This window comes from Microbacterium sp. SORGH_AS_0428, from assembly GCF_031453615.1.
GTDB lineage: Bacteria > Actinomycetota > Actinomycetes > Actinomycetales > Microbacteriaceae > Microbacterium.
The window spans coordinates 417,890-434,041 of sequence record NZ_JAVIZT010000001.1; the positions used below are offsets into that span (position 1 = coordinate 417,890).

Annotated in this window: 14 protein-coding genes and 1 pseudogene; 6 read left to right on the top strand and 9 right to left on the bottom strand. The window is 69.4% G+C overall.

Annotated elements, in window-relative coordinates; all coding sequences use genetic code 11:
- Positions 1–143: 143 nt before the first annotated feature.
- The gene (locus tag QE374_RS02105; protein WP_137416902.1) at positions 144–368 is read left to right on the top strand and encodes a hypothetical protein; all 225 of its coding nucleotides are present in this window, start codon (positions 144–146) and stop codon (positions 366–368) included.
- A 6-nt stretch (positions 369–374) separates the two neighbouring features.
- On the opposite strand, the gene QE374_RS02110 is transcribed toward QE374_RS02105, so the two are convergent.
- The 6 genes from QE374_RS02110 to QE374_RS02135 all read right to left on the bottom strand — a co-directional run bounded on the left by QE374_RS02110 (position 375) and on the right by QE374_RS02135 (position 6,584).
- Positions 375–1,409 (bottom strand): alanine racemase, encoded by a 1,035-nt coding sequence (locus QE374_RS02110; RefSeq protein ID WP_309731770.1) that lies wholly within the window; start codon positions 1,407–1,409, stop codon positions 375–377.
- Complete coding sequence (locus QE374_RS02115) at positions 1,406–2,059, bottom strand: alanine racemase C-terminal domain-containing protein (protein WP_309731772.1); 654 nt, start codon at positions 2,057–2,059, stop codon at positions 1,406–1,408. Before QE374_RS02115 ends, QE374_RS02110 begins: the two co-directional genes overlap by 4 nt.
- Before the next feature lie 5 nt (positions 2,060–2,064).
- Positions 2,065–2,811, bottom strand: coding sequence for a glutamine amidotransferase (locus QE374_RS02120; RefSeq protein ID WP_309731774.1), 747 nt, complete (start codon positions 2,809–2,811; stop codon positions 2,065–2,067).
- Positions 2,808–4,103: a MurT ligase domain-containing protein gene (locus tag QE374_RS02125; protein WP_309731776.1), complete on the bottom strand. Its 1,296-nt coding sequence runs from the start codon at positions 4,101–4,103 to the stop codon at positions 2,808–2,810. Before QE374_RS02125 ends, QE374_RS02120 begins: the two co-directional genes overlap by 4 nt.
- A 7-nt stretch (positions 4,104–4,110) precedes the next feature.
- Positions 4,111–5,454 carry an RNA polymerase sigma factor gene (locus QE374_RS02130; RefSeq protein WP_309731778.1) on the bottom strand — a complete coding sequence of 448 codons (1,344 nt, stop codon included), beginning with the start codon at positions 5,452–5,454 and terminating at the stop codon, positions 4,111–4,113.
- A gap of 200 nt (positions 5,455–5,654) precedes the next feature.
- Positions 5,655–6,584, bottom strand: a complete 930-nt coding sequence (locus tag QE374_RS02135; RefSeq protein ID WP_309731780.1) for a PAC2 family protein — start codon at positions 6,582–6,584, stop codon at positions 5,655–5,657.
- An 81-nt stretch (positions 6,585–6,665) separates the two neighbouring features.
- Between QE374_RS02135 and QE374_RS02140 the strand changes: the two genes are divergently transcribed.
- The 3 genes and pseudogenes from QE374_RS02140 (at position 6,666) to sucB (ending at position 11,271) form a co-directional block, all read left to right on the top strand.
- Positions 6,666–8,135, top strand: coding sequence for a leucyl aminopeptidase (locus QE374_RS02140; RefSeq protein WP_309731782.1), 1,470 nt, complete (start codon positions 6,666–6,668; stop codon positions 8,133–8,135).
- Positions 8,132–9,502, top strand: coding sequence for a dihydrolipoyl dehydrogenase (gene lpdA, locus QE374_RS02145; RefSeq protein ID WP_309731784.1), 1,371 nt, complete (start codon positions 8,132–8,134; stop codon positions 9,500–9,502). Before QE374_RS02140 ends, lpdA begins: the two co-directional genes overlap by 4 nt.
- Before the next feature lie 55 nt (positions 9,503–9,557).
- Positions 9,558–11,271, top strand: a pseudogene (gene sucB / locus QE374_RS02150) (2-oxoglutarate dehydrogenase, E2 component, dihydrolipoamide succinyltransferase).
- A gap of 12 nt (positions 11,272–11,283) precedes the next feature.
- Here sucB and QE374_RS02155 read toward each other — a convergent pair.
- Positions 11,284–12,552 carry a hypothetical protein gene (locus tag QE374_RS02155; RefSeq protein ID WP_309731786.1) on the bottom strand — a complete coding sequence of 423 codons (1,269 nt, stop codon included), beginning with the start codon at positions 12,550–12,552 and terminating at the stop codon, positions 11,284–11,286.
- Positions 12,553–12,670: 118 nt separating this feature from the next.
- Here QE374_RS02155 and QE374_RS02160 point away from each other — a divergent pair, with 118 nt between their 5' ends.
- On the top strand, positions 12,671–13,381 hold the full coding sequence (locus QE374_RS02160; RefSeq protein WP_309731787.1) for a DUF4191 domain-containing protein: 711 nt from the start codon (positions 12,671–12,673) through the stop codon (positions 13,379–13,381).
- 3 nt (positions 13,382–13,384) lie between these two features.
- Here QE374_RS02160 and QE374_RS02165 read toward each other — a convergent pair whose 3' ends face one another.
- On the bottom strand, positions 13,385–13,819 hold the full coding sequence (locus QE374_RS02165; RefSeq protein WP_137416891.1) for an RDD family protein: 435 nt from the start codon (positions 13,817–13,819) through the stop codon (positions 13,385–13,387).
- 135 nt (positions 13,820–13,954) lie between these two features.
- Here QE374_RS02165 and glnA point away from each other — a divergent pair, with 135 nt between their 5' ends.
- Entirely contained in the window at positions 13,955–15,379 is a 1,425-nt protein-coding gene (gene glnA, locus QE374_RS02170; RefSeq protein WP_137416890.1) for a type I glutamate--ammonia ligase, read from the top strand.
- Positions 15,380–15,449: 70 nt separating this feature from the next.
- On the opposite strand, the gene QE374_RS02175 is transcribed toward glnA, so the two are convergent.
- A complete protein-coding gene (locus QE374_RS02175; RefSeq protein ID WP_309731791.1) occupies positions 15,450–16,124 on the bottom strand; it encodes a hypothetical protein in 675 nt (224 codons plus the stop codon).
- Positions 16,125–16,152: the final 28 nt, after the last annotated feature.

Below are 16,152 nucleotides of genomic sequence, written 5' to 3' on the forward strand. Positions count from 1 at the left end.
ACCCCCGCGGCTCTGCACAGACACGACACCACCGGGGCCGCCGTACGCGGTCAGCGAAACGCGCGCCCGCGCGGGCATGGGTCACAGTCACGCGTGGTTACATGTCATATCCGTACCCGCCCGACGCACCGAGGAGGTCTCCGATGAGCACGACGTCGACACCCACCGAGCAGTCCGCCGTACTGGAACACCGGCTGACTGCCGCCGACCGCTGCGACTCGTGCGGAGCACAGGCCTACATCGCCGCCGAGGTCAACGGCAGCGAACTGCTGTTCTGCGCGCACCACGGCCGCAAGTACGAGGAGAAGCTCCGCGCCGTCGCCACCAGCTGGCACGACGAGACCGCTCGCCTGGTCGACGCGGTCTGATCCGCCTCAGCGGTATCGCCGCTCCACCAGCGGCGACACCCGCAGTGCGATCTCCTCGCCGATCGTGCCGATGGTCTCGGCCAGATCGGTGGGGCTCGCCGCATCCGTGCCATAGATGCGCACCACATCACCCGCGCACGCGCCGTCCCATCCCGCGACGACCGCGCTGACCTCGTCCACCGCCACCAGAGCCCGCGGACCCGCCGGCGTCGTGACCTCGACACGCCCCGCCAGCGCCGACACCAATCCGTCCAGTGCGCCTACGTCGATGCGCACCCGACCACCGTCGACGGAGAGAACCGCCGCCTCCCACGAGCCGATGGGTGCGATCCCCAGCTCCGCATCGGCCGGGCCGCCCGCGGGGCGGATCCCGTAGCAGAACGCCCCCACCCGGACGAGGTCGTACCGGAACTCTGCGCGCGCCGACGACGCCGCGCTCGCGGCGAGATGACGGAGCGGGCGGTCGAATCCCGCATCCGTCACGGCCGCGACCGCATGCTCGAAGGCGGCCCGCGAAAGATCGTCCTCCTCGTCGGATGCCTCGGCGATATGGCTCCAGACTCCGGCGAGCTCCACGACGCCCTCACGCGCCAGCGCGACGACGCGGGCCACCGCATCGGTCCACTCCTCGGGCCGGATGCCGTTGCGGTGCAGACCGGTGTCGATCTTCAGGTGGATGCGGGCGCGGATGCCGCGCGCACGGGCCGCATCCGCCACCTCCTCGAGAAGGTCAGCGTCGCCGACACCGACGTCGAGATCCGCATCGAGCGCCGCGCGGATCGCACTCTCGCGCACGATCATCCAGACGAAGATGCGCGGCCCGTCTCCGACGGCCCGTCGCACCTGGAGCGCGGTCGCGACGTCGAACGCGCCGATCCAGCCGACTCCTTCGGCCACGGCACGACGCACCACCTCTGACACCCCGTGCCCGTACGCGTCGTCCTTGACCACGAGCATGAGTGCGGCCGGCGCCACGCGATCTCGCACCACGGCGATGTTGCGCGCAAGCTGATCGAGGTCGACGTGCAGCACGGAGGTCACGACGCCTCCTCCCGGCGAGCCCGCAGTCCCACAGCCGTCGCGATCTCGTCCGCGCGCCATCCGGTCGCGCGCGCCCAGTCTGCGACGCGCGGACCTTCTTCACCGAAGAACACCGCGCGGTCTCCGCGTGTGACAGGCGCGTCGCCGATGTCGACGACACACACATCCATCGCGACGCGCCCCACGATCGGATGCGCCGCTCCGCCGATCACGACGTGGGCTCGATTGCCGAGTTCACGCACCACACCTTGCGCGTATCCGCCCGTCACGAGCGCGACGCGCGTGTCCCGCGGCGCGCGGTGGAGGTAGCCGTAGGAGACGCCCTCGCCGGCACGCAGCGCCTTGGTGGAGAGCACGGTGCCGATCAGCGTCATTGCGGGAAGCGTACGATCCCATCCGAACACGATGTCCGGCGCGAGGGTCGGCGTCCCGAACGTCACCGTACGATCGCGCTCGGCGAGCTCGGTGGCGTCGTCGACGAGCAGCACAGCGTCCGTTCGGGCGCGGAGAACGGAGGCGGTCGCCAGGAGACCGTGACCGTAGGCGTCGCGGCGGAGGTCGACGACCGGCGCGACGACACCGGCCGAGCGGACGTTGTCCACGATGGCCGACGTGCGGATCCGCGCCACGGGTGCGCCGTCGTCGCTCATACGACTCAGAGCTGGATCGCGGTGAACCGCTTGTCGACGGCGAGGCGCTCGATCTCCGCGCGGGCCGCGCGAGCGTGCGCATCGATCTCGGCGTGCGCCGGGCCGGGCTCGTACTTCGCGTCGTGACGCGCTAACGCCTGGGCGAGCAGCGCGTCGGCCAGATCCGGATTCAGCGGCAGCACCGGGCCCTGCACGTTCGTCGCGTAGACCGAGCCCATACGGACCGTTTCGAATCCGCCCTCGATGCCACCGTTGCCGGCGGTCACGGTGCCGTACGCGATGCCCGGGTCGGCCAAGCGCCACAGAGACGCGTGGTCTTCGAATCCGACGAGCTTTCCGTCGGCGGTGTCGGCGACGACGTATCCCACCCGGCGCTGCTTCGTACGCCCCACGCGGGCCGGGATGAGTCCGAGCCCGTCGAGGTGCGTGCCGTCGACGAGGTCGATGCCTTCCGAGAGCAGCTCCGACCCTCCTCCCACGGCGAGCACGACGGCGCCCGCACCGATGAGAGCGGCGAGCCACTCACGACGGCTCGCGAGGTCGTCTCTCACGACGCGCAGCGCAGACAGCGGACCGTTGCCGATCACGACGACGTCGGCTTCCGCCGGCGCGGCCTCGCCGATGCCGACGAGAGTCACCTCACTCTCGTGGCCGGCGAGAGACGCGCGTGCGGCGAGGACCTCCACGTTGCCGCGATCTCCCGTCACGCCGAGCAGATCAGGGTAGAGCTGAACGATTCGCAGCATCGTCATCGTCGAGCCACCTCCTGATCGCCGTAGCCGAGGATGCGGCGACCGATCATCATGAGTTCGTAGTTGACGAACCAGATCTGGCGGCCGGCTGAAGTCGGAGCGAACGCACGCATGAGTTCGACGGCCTTCTCCATATCGGGCTCGACGACCCCGATGGGGATGCCCGCGTACGCGAGTCGTGTCGCGATCTGGTGCGCCTTCTCCCCCGTGACGACATCCACGTGATCGAACGCGCTGAGATCGACATCGTAGAGCCAGGAGACGTCGGGGGTGCCTTCGTCGATCGCCATGAGAACACGCTCGGGCGCGCCGTCCAGGGCGTCGACGTTGAGCTGGAGACTGGGGCCGTTCTTGAACATCACGAACTCGACCTGTTCGCCCGAACGGTCGCGGCGCAGCGGTACGAGCTCGCCCCGGCCATACGCCGGCGTCATCTTCGAGAAACCTGCGGCGGCAGCGTCGTCCCGGAAGCTGTCACCCAGAACGTGACGCGCGGTGCTGATCGCGGCTGCCGCATCCACGGCGTAGTGCAGCCCGCGAGCCGGCAGCGTCACGGCGATCGGCCGACCGTCGAGCGTGATCTCGACATTGCGCCCGGTCACCGCGGTGACCTCGCTCTCGGCGGGATGATCGAGAGCGCCGACCGTGCCGCTGCGGGTGTCGGCGGCGTTGTTCAGGCCGTGGGCCGACGCGGCGACGACCTCGCCGGACGCGCCGAAGAACGACACCGGCGACCGCAGCGCCGAGGCGTCGATCTTGCTGAGGTACGGATCGTCGCGGTTGACCACCACACGCACGGACGCACGGGTCGCGGCGTCGAGCATCATGTCGGCGACCCGCTCGGTCTCGTAGAAGCGATAGAGCTGGTCGACCTGGACGTTGAGGGCGACGATGACGCGAGGCGAGAGGATGTCGGCGAGATCCGCCGCGTACCCCTCGTCCACCTCGAGCACCGCCACATCCGCCCGGACCTTGCCGGTGGGGGTCGCTTCGGCCAGCAGTGCGCTGGTCACGCCCTGCGGCAGATTGGCGCCGGTCGGATTCGTGAACACACGCAGCCCATGGGCGCGCAGCACCTCACTGACCATGTGCGTGGTCGTCGTCTTCCCGTTGGAGCCGAGGACGAAGACCACGCCGTACGGGAACTGCGCCGCAAGGCTGCTCAGCAGAGTCGGCGCGAGCCGGTTGGCGAGGTAGCCCGGGAAGGCCGACCCGCCACCACGCAGACGCGTGGCGAAACGGGCGGCCTTGCCTGCGAGCACCGCGGGGACATAACGGATGCTGCCGCTCACGCCCCGATCACTCCAGGTAGTCGCGCAGCGACTGCGAACGGCTGGGGTGCCGCAGCTTCGCCATGGTCTTCGACTCGATCTGGCGGATCCGCTCGCGGGTCACACCGAACGTGTCGCCGATCTGGTCGAGGGTCTTGGGCTGTCCGTCGCCGAGGCCGAAACGCATGCGGATGACACCCGCTTCGCGCTCGCTCAGCGAATCCAGCAGCGACTCGAGCTGCCGCTGCAGCATCGTGAATCCCACCGCGTCAGCGGGGACGACGGCCTCGGTGTCCTCGATGAGGTCACCGAACTCGCTGTCGCCGTCTTCGCCCAGCGGCGTGTGCAGCGAGATCGGCTCACGGCCGTACTTCTGCACCTCGATGACCTTCTCGGGCGTCATGTCGAGCTCGCGGCTGAGCTCCTCGGGCGTGGGCTCGCGACCCAGGTCCTGGAGCATCTGGCGCTGCACGCGGGCCAGCTTGTTGATGACCTCGACCATGTGCACCGGGATACGAATGGTGCGGGCCTGGTCGGCCATGGCACGGGTGATGGCCTGACGGATCCACCACGTCGCGTAGGTGGAGAACTTGAAGCCCTTCGTGTAGTCGAACTTCTCGACGGCGCGGATGAGGCCGAGGTTGCCCTCCTGGATGAGATCCAGGAACTGCATGCCGCGTCCGGTGTACCGCTTCGCGAGCGAGACGACCAGACGCAGGTTCGCACCCAACAAGTGGCTCTTGGCGCGCTGTCCGTCGCGCGCGACCCACTGGAGATCGAGTCCGAGCTGCGTCGACTTCTCTGCCGCCGACATCTTCGACAGCTTCTCTTCGGCGAAAAGACCCGCCTCGATCCGCATGGCGAGCTCGACCTCTTCGGCCGCGTTCAGCAGCGGGACCTTGCCGATCTGCTTCAGGTAGTCCTTGACCGGGTCGGCGGTGGCGCCGGTGATCTGCGTCGAGTAGACCGGGACGTCGTCCTCGTCGCTCGACGAGATGACGATGGCGCCGGTCGGGAGCGGCTCGCTGAAGGCGGGCTTGGTGTTCTCGCCGTCCTCGTCCTCCGCGTCGTCGTCGGAGGCCTTGGCGCTCTTCTTGTCGGCCGCGGCCTGCTGGTCGTCGCCTTCTTCGGCGTCGTCGCTGTCGTCGACCTCGACGTCCACATCGACGTCGTCCTCGAACTCTTCCTCGTCGTCGGCGGCTGCCTTCTTCTTGGCGGGCGCCTTCTTCGCCGGAGCCTTCTTGGCCGGAGCCTTCTTGGCGGGCGCCTTCTTGGCCGGCGCCGCAGTCTCGGTCGCCGCGTCGACGACCTCCTCGTCACCCGGCGTCGCGGTCTTCCGCGAGCGGGATTCGGTCTTCGTGCCAGGAGTCACGGTTCACCTTTCACCGACGCGATCACGCCGGTCGTTCTCGAACACGAGTAAGACCCTTGTCAAGTCCGGAGCAGGAAACTCCTTGATCGACAACGGGCCGGTGCTCTATTGTCTCATACCCCCGGCCGCGGCTTTGCACGCGCGGCCTGCTCCTCTTGACAACACCCCCGGATCCCCCTGCATTCCCCCGACGCCCGGCGTCAGCCGAAACTCGGTCCTCGTTGATCGTCGTCATGGGAGCCGTTGGCGAGGAAGCGTTCCAGCTCCGCCGCGATCTCGTCCGCGCTGGGAAGATCCGCCTCGTGCAGCAGGGGCGTGGCCAGCGTCGCGCCCGCCATGTAGGCGTCGTAACGCTCTTCTAGGCCCGTGAGCATCGTGGTGAGTTCGTCGCTCGCACTCACCTGCTCGCCGACCTTCGACAGGAAGTCCTCGTTCTGCTCCCGCAGGTCGTCGACAGCGAACACGAGGCCCGTGGCGGCCGTGACGCTGTCGAGCGCCGTGATGGCGGATGCGGGGTACTCGGTGTCGCTCAGATAGTGCGGAACCAACAGGACGAAACCGGCGACGGAGTGGCCGGCTGCGACGAAGCGGTACTCGAGCAGATGCCCCACGGTCGCGGGCACGGTCGTGTGCGGCTTCCACACCGAGTGCGCCTCGGTGAGCGCGGCGCGATTCCCGGAGACGGTCGTTCCCAAGGGGCGCGTGTGCGGCACGGGCATCCCGATCGCATGCACCCACGTGACCGAGGAGACGGCGAATGCCGTCGCCGCACCCACGACGGCGTTGACGAACGCCTCCCACGCGAAGTCGGGCTCGTAACCGGCCAGCAGCAGGAAGGGCCGCGAGAGGGCGTCATAGGCCAGCGAGAGTTCGAGCCGCGCGGGACGGTAGTCGGTGAGGTGGTCGGCGTCGAAGGTGATCTGAGGCCTACGCGCCCGGTAGTCGAGCAGGACGTCGTTCTCGAAGCGCAGCAGCACGGCAGGATTCGCCTCATCGCGCAGATAACCGATCGACTGCGACACGGCAGATCCTGCATCCGTGAATCCTGTGAGCAGGATCACGAGCGGGAGCCCGGTGGGCACCGCAGGCGCGTCGTCGACGCTCACGTACAGCGGCGGGGTCCAGGACATTCCTCCATGGTACGAGGCTGCGAAGACGCAACGGCCGCGGTGGGCCGTCTCTACTCACGTGGGCGTCCTTAGGATGGAGTCATGCCGTTCCCGGATCTGCACTTCACCCCGGCCCCTCTCACCGACAGCACCGCGGACGCGCTGCTGCTGGCGCTGCCTCCCCTCGACGATGCGTTCTACGAGGAGGGACTCGGCCAGGCGATGCGCGACACCCTCGAAGCAGTCGGCTTCACCGGCGCCGCCGGGGCCGTGCAGCGCGTGGTCCTCCCCGGGGTCGCGGGGCTTCCCTCCGTCCCCCTCGCCGTCGTCGGCACCGGGGCTTCCCCCGACGGCGGGGCGCTGCGCTTCGCCGCAGGCGCGGGCGTCCGCACGCTCGCCGGCTTCACCTCGCTGTCGCTCGCCGCACCGTCCGTGACGGGCGGAGCACGCGAGCTCGCGGAGGGTGCGGGCCTGGGCGGCTATCGCTTCGCGGGCTACAAGAGCTCGACGGGCAAGACCCGCGCCGAGTCGGTCACCGTGCACGGCGACGGTTCCGAGGCCGACCTGGCCGCCGCGCGGGCCACCGCATCCGCCGCCGCCGTGGTCAAGGACCTCGTGTCCACGCCCGCCGAGTGGCTCGGTCCGGCGGACCTGGCGGACCAGGCCGTCGAGCTGGTGGCCGACCTCCCGATCACTGTCGAGGTGTATGACGAGGTGCGTCTTCGTGACGAGGGCTTCGGCGGGATCCTCGGCGTGGGGCAGGGCTCGGACCGTCCGCCGCGACTCGTCCGCCTCGATTACTCCCCCGCCGACGCCAAACGGCACATCGCGCTCGTCGGCAAGGGCATCACCTTCGACACCGGCGGCCTCTCGCTCAAGCCGGCAGCCTCCATGGTCGGCATGAAGTACGACATGTGCGGTGCCGCGACCGTCCTCGCCGTCGTCCGCGCGGCAGCCCAGCTCGCCGCAGATGCCCGCGTGACGGCGTGGCTCTGCATCGCCGACAACATGCCGTCCGGCCGCGCGACCCGGCCGGGCGACGTCCTGCGCATGGCGGATGGAACAACGGTCGAAGTGCTCAACACGGATGCGGAGGGGCGCCTCGTCCTGGGCGACGGCCTCGTCGCGGCCAGCCGTGAGAACCCCGATCTGATCGTCGATGTCGCCACCCTCACGGGTGCCATCACCGTCGCGCTCGGCAATCGCCTCACGGGCGTCATGGGTTCGGACGACGCCGTCGCCGAGTACCTCGCGTCGGCCGAGCGGGTCTCCGAGCTGTCGTGGCGCCTGCCCCTCCCGGCGCACATGGAGGAGGAGCTCGACTCCCCGATCGCCGACATGGTCAACGCGAAGATCGGCGACCCCGCGGCAGGCTCCCTGTTCGCCGGTCTCTTCCTGCAGCGATTCGTCGGCCGCACCGACGGCCCCGACTCGCCGCGCATCCCCTGGGTGCACCTCGACATCGCGGGCGTCGGGATGAACAAGGGCGCCGGCTACGGCTTCACCGACAAGGGCCCCACCGCCGCCACCGTTCGCAGCCTCATCGACCTCGTCACCGGATCCTCGCGGTGACCGCCCGCAGCACTGACGTCGCCATCATCGGCGGCGGGAGCGGGGGCTACGCGGCCGCTCTGCGCGCCGCGGAGCTGGGCAAGAAGGTCGTCATCATCGAAGCCGACAAGGTCGGCGGCACGTGCCTGCACCGAGGATGCGTCCCCACCAAGGCGCTCCTGCACGTGGGCGAGACGGCGGATGCGGTCCGTGAAGGACCGTCGTTGGGTGTGAAGGCCACGCTCGACGCGATCGATGTGCCCGCGATGCACGCGTTCCGCAGTGAGCTGGTCGCGAAGAAGTACAAGGGCCTGCAGGGCCTGCTGTCCGCGCGCGGCGTGGAGATCCTGACCGGCCGCGGCCGGATCGCCTCCCCCGGCGTCGTCGAGGTGGGCGGCGAGACGATCGCGGCTACCGACATCGTCGTCGCCACCGGCGCTCGCACCCGCACCGTGGGCATCGAGCTCGGTGGCCGCATCCTCTCCAGCGAGACGGCGCTCGAGCTCGACGAGATCCCGTCGCAGGTGATCGTGCTGGGCGGTGGAGTCATCGGCGTCGAGTTCGCCAGTCTGTGGCGCTCCCTCGGAGCCGAGGTCACGGTCGTCGAGGCCGCCGACAGCCTCGTCCCGGCGGAGGACGAGATCCTGCGACAGCAGCTCGCCCGCGCGTTCCGCCGTCGCGGCATCCAGACCCGGCTCGGATCGCCCTTCGCGGCCGTGACGCAGGATGCGCAGCAGGTGAGTGTCGAACTGGCGGACGGAACGGTCCTCACCGGCGACTACCTGCTGGTGGCCGTGGGGCGTGAACCCGCCGCGGACGGCATCGGTCTCGAAGCCGTCGGGGCCGTCCTCGATCGCGGCTTCGTCGTCGTCGACGAGCGGTTGCGCACGGCCGTCCCGGGAATCTGGGCGGTCGGCGACATCGTCGCAGGCCCGCAGCTCGCGCACCGCGGGTTCCAGCACGGCATCGCCGTGGCGGAGCGCATCGCGGGCCAGGACCCCACGATCGTCCCGGACGAGCTCGTGCCGCGCGTGGTGTACAGCTCGCCCGAGCTCGCGTCGGTCGGCATCACGCGCCAGGCGGCCGAGGAGCGTTACGGCAGCGACGGCATCCGCGTCGTCGACTACAACCTTGCGGGCAACGCGCGCACCGAGATCCTGGGCGGCGGCGGTGTCGCGCGGGTCATCCGACGCGTCGACGGCCCCGTGGTGGGCGTCCATCTCGCAGGTCCGCGAGTGGGCGAGCTGATCACCGAGGCGCAGCTGGTGATCGGCTGGGACGCACACCCCGAGGATGTCGTCCCCTTCATCCACGCCCACCCCACTCAGAGCGAGGCGCTGTCCGAAGCGTTCCTGGCTCTGGCAGGCAAGCCCCTGCACACGCTATGAGGCTTCGGCTTCACTAAGCTAGACACCGATATCGCAGTTCGAAGGAGCAAATCCCATGAGCACTTCCGTTGTCCTCCCCGCTCTCGGCGAGAGCGTCACCGAGGGAACGGTCACCCGCTGGCTCAAGAATGTGGGTGACACGGTGGAGGCGGACGAGGGTCTGCTCGAGATCTCCACCGACAAGGTCGACACCGAGATCCCCTCGCCGGTCAGCGGCGTCATCGAAGAGATCTTCTTCCAGGAGGACGACACCGTCGAGGTGGGCGCTGTCCTCGCCAAGATCGGCGACGGCTCCGCCGCTGCGGCTCCCGCCGCAGAGCCCGAGGTGGCCGCCGCTCCCGAGCCCGCCGCCGAGGCTGCTCCGGCCGCCGCACCGGCACCTGCCGAAGAAGCTGCCCCCGCAGCAGCACCCGCCGCATCCGGCGGCCGTGACGTCGTTCTTCCGGAGCTCGGCGAGAGCGTCACCGAGGGCACCGTCACCCGCTGGCTCAAGGCCGTCGGCGACGAGGTCGCCGTGGACGAGCCGCTGCTCGAGATCTCCACCGACAAGGTCGACACCGAGATCCCCGCGCCGTTCGCCGGCACCCTGCAGGCCATCCTCGTCCAGGAGGATGAGACGGTTGCGGTCGGAAGCCCGCTCGCCCGCATCGGCGACGGCGCTGCGCCGGCCGCAGAGGCCGCGCCCGAGGCTCCGTCCACAGAGAAGCCCGTCGAGGTCGAAGAGGCTGAGACCGAGGCCCCGGCGAGCTCCGCCCCCGCTGCCGCGCCTGCTCCGTCCGCTGCCCCTGCATCCGCGCCGGCCCCCGCCGCTGCTCCGGCACCGGCTCCCGCGGCCGAGACCTCCGCCGACGAGGGCTCGGGCTACGTCACCCCGCTCGTGCGCCGTCTCGCCGCTCAGCAGGGCGTCGACCTCGCGACCGTCACGGGCTCGGGCGTCGGCGGACGCATCCGCAAGGAAGACGTGCTCAAGGCGGCTGAGGCCGCTGCCGCTCCCGCCGCGGCATCCGCGCCCGCGGCACCGGCCGCGACCAAGGCTCCCGTCGAGGTCTCCGAGCTCCGCGGCACGACGCAGCCGATGTCGCGTCTGCGCAAGGTGCTCGCGAAGCGCGCGGGTCGAGTCGATGCAGGCCACCGCGCAGCTCACGACCGTGGTCGAGGTCGACGTGACGAAGGTCGCGCTGTTCCGCGACGGCGTGAAGAACGAGTTCCAGCAGAAGACGGGCGACAAGCTCTCCTTCCTGCCGTTCTTCGTCCTGGCAGCAGCCGAGGCGCTGAAGACGTACCCCGTCATCAACGCGACCGTCGACGGTGAGCAGATCGTCTACCCGTCGAGCGAGAACATCTCGATCGCGGTCGACACGGAGCGCGGACTGCTCACGCCGGTCGTGCGCGAGGCGGGCGACAAGAACCTCGCCCAGATCGCTCACGACATCGCCGACCTGGCAGCCCGCACGCGCGACAACAAGCTGAAGCCCGACGAGCTCGCCGGCGGAACGTTCACGGTCACGAACACGGGCTCCCGCGGCGCGCTGTTCGACACCCCGGTCGTGTTCCTGCCGCAGTCCGCCATCCTCGGCACGGGCACGGTCGTCAAGCGCCCCGGCGTCGTGACGGTCGATGGCAAGGACGCGTTCTCGGTGCGCTCCTACGTGTACCTGGCTCTGTCGTACGACCACCGGATCATCGACGGCGCGGACGCGGCGCGGTTCCTCTCGGCGATGAAGACGCGCCTCGAGACGGCCGACTTCGCTGGAGACCTCGGGATCTGACTTTCCCGGCACCTATGGGTGCTGCGCGACATCATGGATGCCGCGCAGCACCCATTCGTCGTTCTGGCGCACGATCGCCACGATCTGCGACACCGCTCGACCGCTCGGATCGTCGGCACGTAGGAGGGTGAGATCGCCGAGATCGTCGATGACCGTCAGCGCTACGTCCGCGACCGTGACCGCGCCCGCGGGGTCGGCGTCGATCCGTGCCTCCTGCAGCTTCTGCCGACAGGCGTCGTCGCCGCACGCATTCCATTCGGCGAGCAACCTGCGCGCCGCGGCAACGGGGTCAGCAGTCTCCTGCACGGCGGCCGGAGCGTCGACGGGCGGCGCCGCGACCCCGGCGTCCTCCGCCGGGAGGGAACCCTGGGACGACACCGGCACGGGCGCGGCGTCTTCGGGCTCCGGCCACAGGAGCCCCGCCGCGAGAACCAGACCCACGACCCCTACCCCGACGAGCAGCACTGGTCGGCGGGATCGCGGCTTCTTCGCCGGCACGGGGCGACGCCACCGTTGACGGAGGGCGTCCACCCGCTCAGCGACCAGGTCGCTGAGCGATCCGTCCATCGCCACGGTCAGTCGCCGCCACGCCGGCATGGAGCGGTTCGCCTCCGCGCGCGCCTGAGCGCGGGTGATCCCCGCTCCGGCGGATGACTCGTCGATGCGCACCGCCCGCGGCCGCGCCGCGGCGAACAGGTCGTCTTCCAGAGCGGGAAGCACTCGGACGATGCGCGCGGTGTCGCGCACCGCTGCGGCGGCCGCGTCGATCGCACGCACGGCGACCTCATGATCACCGGCGTCCAACAACGCGATCAGTTCGGCGGCTCCCACCGCAGCGGCGGAGCCCTCGTGAGCGTGGACGAACAGCGGTGTCCCGGCGGTGTCCAGCCACCAGGTGCCGATGCAACTGCCCCGTGGATGCGCGGAGGTCTCGGCCGCGACGCCGCGGAGCAGGCTCACGGCGACGGTGACGGCCTCACCCGGCTCCACCGTCACCCGTCGTCGAAGCAGCGACTCCAGGGTGCAGCGGACCGCCGGGAGGAGGACGAACGGCCCCCTGGCCGTCGTGACGATGTCCAGAGGCGCCATGACGTGTTCGCCGGAGGCCGCCCAGATCCCCGTCCCCTCGACGGCGGCGACAGGGACCGCGAGGGCCGGCTCCCCGTCGTGGACCACGACGTCACCGTCGAAGGGGGCCGCATCGGCGGCGACGGTACGCAGCACCACCGGCTCCAGGAGCGGGCGCAACGGCGGCGGTGCGGGCAGGAGCGAGGACGACATGCTCCGATCGTGCCCGCTGGAGCGGCGGGCCCTGCTCCGGCCGCGCGGCGGAAGGAGACTCGATGCGCCGCCCGCGGATGGGGAGAAGAGATCGGACGGCACCGGTAGGCTGGAGGGCATGGCAGCCCGCGATTCCGCACCCGAGAAGCGCCCCGGATTCTTCTCGCAGTTGAAGACCCTGTACCGCTACACCAAGGACGCGTACTCCTGGCTGCCCTACGCCCTCATCGGCATCGTGCTGCTCGGCATCGCCCTCGGCGCGGGCGTCGGCTTCCTCATCCCGCCGTTCGCCGTCTGGAGCGTCATCCTCTGGGGCATCACGGGCCTGTTCGCCGGCATCCTGGGCTCGCTCATCCTGACGACCCGACTGTCGACCACCGCGATGTACAAGCAGATCGACGGCATGCCGGGAGCGGCAGGCCGCGTGATGTCGGTGTCGCTCGGCCGCCGCTGGCAGGCCAGCGAGATGCCCGTCGGCATCAACCCCCGCACACAGGAGGCCGTCTACCGCGCCGTCGGCCGCGGCGGCATCGTCCTCGTGGGCGAGGGCGCGCGCGGTCGTCTGACGCGTCTCGTCGCGGACGAGCGCTCCAAGGCGCAGCGGGTGGCCTCCGGCGTGCCCGTGACCGTGTTCTATGTGGGCCACGGCGACGACGAGGTTCCGATCGCGAAGCTCGCGAGCACGATCAAGGCTCTGCCGAAGAAGATCGACCGCACCACGATGGCCGCCGTCATCAAGCGGATCGACTCGGTGTCGCAGTCGCTCACATCGCTGCCGATCCCGAAGGGCGTCGACCCCAACCGCGTGCGGGCTCAGCGCCCGCGTTGATCCTCAGGCGCGGATGAGGATGCTGCCCGCGGCCTGATCGTGCAGTCCGCGCTGGTCGGCGTCCCAGACGACCGCGGGAATGACGAGAAGCAGCAGCACGGTGCGCACGATCGGCCGCCACAGCCCGATCCATCCGCCGCGTACGAGAACGAGTCGCATCCCGAGGATGCGGTGCCCCGGGCTTCCCCCGATCAGGGGGATGAAGAGGATCTGCACCAGCGCGAACACCAGCATCGGCGCGAACGTCGACAGTCCCGCTTCCCCGGGCAGCGCCCACGGGTCGTACCGGAGGAACGCGACGGCGAGGATCGTGGCGCACGTCCAGTCGATGAGCAGGGCCAGCAGGCGCCGTCCGACACGCGCGACAGAGGTCGAACCGGTGCGGGGCAGCCCGAGGCGCTCTCCGGGATAGCTGGACTCGACAGGGGTCTCGGGCATGCATCAACCCTAATCGGGCACCCGTAACATCCCGGAAACATATGGGACACTGGCGAGCAACGCCCGATCGATAGCGTCGGATCAGCCCGCCGTGGCGGGCGGAACTTCCCGAAATGCCCTACCTCTGGAGTCTCCATGTTCAGTGATTCATCCGAGGTGCTGAAGTTCATCAAGGACGAGGACGTCAAGTTCCTCGACATCCGCTTCACGGATCTCCCTGGTGTGCAGCAGCACTTCAACATCCCCGCCTCCACCGTCGACGAGGAGTTCTTCACCGTCGGTCAGCTGTTCGACGGCTCGTCGATCCGCGGGTTCGCGAACATCCACGAATCGGACATGCAGCTCATCCCGGACGTGTCGACCGCATACCTTGACCCGTTCCGCGAGGCGAAGACGCTCGTCATGGTCTTCGACATCTACAACCCGCGCAACGGCGAGATCTACTCGAAGGACCCGCGCCAGGTCGCGAAGAAGGCCGAGAAGTACCTCGCATCCACCGGCATCGCCGACACCGCGTTCTTCGCCCCCGAGGCCGAGTTCTACATCTTCGACGACGTCCGCTACGAGGTGAAGCAGAACTCGAGCTTCTACTCCGTCGACTCCGAAGAGGGCGCCTGGAACACGGGCCGCGCCGAAGAGGGCGGCAACCTGGCCAACAAGACCCCGTACAAGGGCGGCTACTTCCCCGTCTCCCCCGTCGACAAGACGGCAGACCTGCGCGATGACATCAGCCTGCGCCTCATCGAGGCCGGCCTCATCCTCGAGCGCGCGCACCACGAGGTGGGCACCGGCGGCCAGCAGGAGATCAACTACCGCTTCGACACCATGGTGCACGCGGCCGATGACATCCTGAAGTTCAAGTACATCGTCAAGAACGTCGCCGAGCAGTGGGGCAAGGTCGCGACCTTCATGCCCAAGCCGCTCTTCGGCGACAACGGTTCCGGTATGCACACGCACCAGTCGCTGTGGAACGACGGCAAGCCGCTGTTCTACGACGAGAAGGGCTACGGCGGCCTGTCCGACATCGCCCGCTGGTACATCGGCGGCATCCTGGCGCACGCGCCCGCCGTCCTGGCCTTCACGAACCCCACGCTGAACAGCTACCACCGTCTGGTGAAGGGATTCGAGGCTCCGGTCAACCTGGTCTACTCGGCCGGAAACCGTTCGGCGGCCATCCGCATCCCGATCACGGGCACCAACCCGAAGGCTAAGCGCATCGAGTTCCGCGCGCCCGACGCCTCGGGCAACCCGTACCTCGCATTCGCCGCTCAGCTCATGGCCGGCCTCGACGGCATCAAGAACCGCATCGAGCCGCACGAGCCGGTCGACAAGGACCTCTACGAGCTTCCCCCCGAGGAGGCCAAGGGCATCCCGCAGGTGCCGAACTCGCTGCTCGACTCGCTCGAGGCGCTGCGCGCCGACCACGAGTTCCTGCTGCAGGGCGGCGTCTTCACCGAGGAGCTCATCGAGACCTGGATCGAGTACAAGATCGAGAACGAGATCCAGCCGATCGCTCAGCGCCCGCACCCCTTCGAGTACGAGCTCTACTTCGGCGTCTGACGCCGAGAGCCTCGCGCTCCACACGAAGGACCGCCCCGGCATTCGCCGGGGCGGTCCTTCGTTGCACGTGTCAACCGAACGAGCCGCTGCTCATAGCCGCGATGAGCGCCATCAGAAGGAAGACGCCGACGGCGATCGCGAACAGCAGCACGATGTGGCCGAGGATCATGCCGACGATCGCGTTCGTGCGCCCCACGCCTCCCGTGCGCTTCGCCTTCGAAAGCCCCGCGTAGCCGAGTGCCACGGAGCAGATACTCAGGGGGAAGGTCATGATCACGATGAAGAACCCGAAGAAGGGGATCAGCAGGCTGAGCAGGGATGCGGCGGAGATCGCACCGAGGATCATCGACCACAGCGCGGGGTTGTTGGACGGCGGACCGTCCACCGTCGATGCGGGCTGCTGCGGAGCCGGGTACCGGGGCTGTGGCGCATACCCGGCCACTGGCTGGCCGTAACCCTGCGCGGGCGGATAGCCCGGTGCCTGAGGCTGACCATAACCCTGCGCCGGCGGATACGCCGGCTGCGCATACCCCGGGTACGTCTGGTGCGGCGGAGCCCCGTACGGCTGGGGCGGCACGCCGGATGCCTGCTGTCCGGCCTGGTATTCGTCGGCGCCGGGAGCCGGTTGCACCGGATACGCCGGCACCGGATACGCCGGCTGCTGCCCGCCGACCATCGGTTCGGGCTGGATCGAGCCGTCGTGCGCCGCGGAATGCGGCTCGGACGGCTGCTGCGGATCGGACATCGTTCCCCCGGTCGTCGTCGTGTCGCTG

Excerpts from the sequence above, each read along its gene's own strand:
- QE374_RS02115 (WP_309731772.1), bottom strand. The coding sequence starts at position 2,059 with ATGAGCGACGACGGCGCACCCGTGGCGCGGATCCGCACGTCGGCCATC.
- QE374_RS02175 (WP_309731791.1), bottom strand. The coding sequence starts at position 16,124 with ATGTCCGATCCGCAGCAGCCGTCCGAGCCGCATTCCGCGGCGCACGAC.
- QE374_RS02155 (WP_309731786.1), bottom strand. The coding sequence starts at position 12,552 with ATGTCGTCCTCGCTCCTGCCCGCACCGCCGCCGTTGCGCCCGCTCCTG.
- glnA (WP_137416890.1), top strand. The coding sequence starts at position 13,955 with ATGTTCAGTGATTCATCCGAGGTGCTGAAGTTCATCAAGGACGAGGAC.
- QE374_RS02135 (WP_309731780.1), bottom strand. The coding sequence starts at position 6,584 with ATGTCCTGGACCCCGCCGCTGTACGTGAGCGTCGACGACGCGCCTGCG.
- QE374_RS02160 (WP_309731787.1), top strand. The coding sequence starts at position 12,671 with ATGGCAGCCCGCGATTCCGCACCCGAGAAGCGCCCCGGATTCTTCTCG.
- QE374_RS02120 (WP_309731774.1), bottom strand. The coding sequence starts at position 2,811 with ATGACGATGCTGCGAATCGTTCAGCTCTACCCTGATCTGCTCGGCGTG.
- QE374_RS02105 (WP_137416902.1), top strand. The coding sequence starts at position 144 with ATGAGCACGACGTCGACACCCACCGAGCAGTCCGCCGTACTGGAACAC.
- QE374_RS02140 (WP_309731782.1), top strand. The coding sequence starts at position 6,666 with ATGCCGTTCCCGGATCTGCACTTCACCCCGGCCCCTCTCACCGACAGC.
- QE374_RS02165 (WP_137416891.1), bottom strand. The coding sequence starts at position 13,819 with ATGCCCGAGACCCCTGTCGAGTCCAGCTATCCCGGAGAGCGCCTCGGG.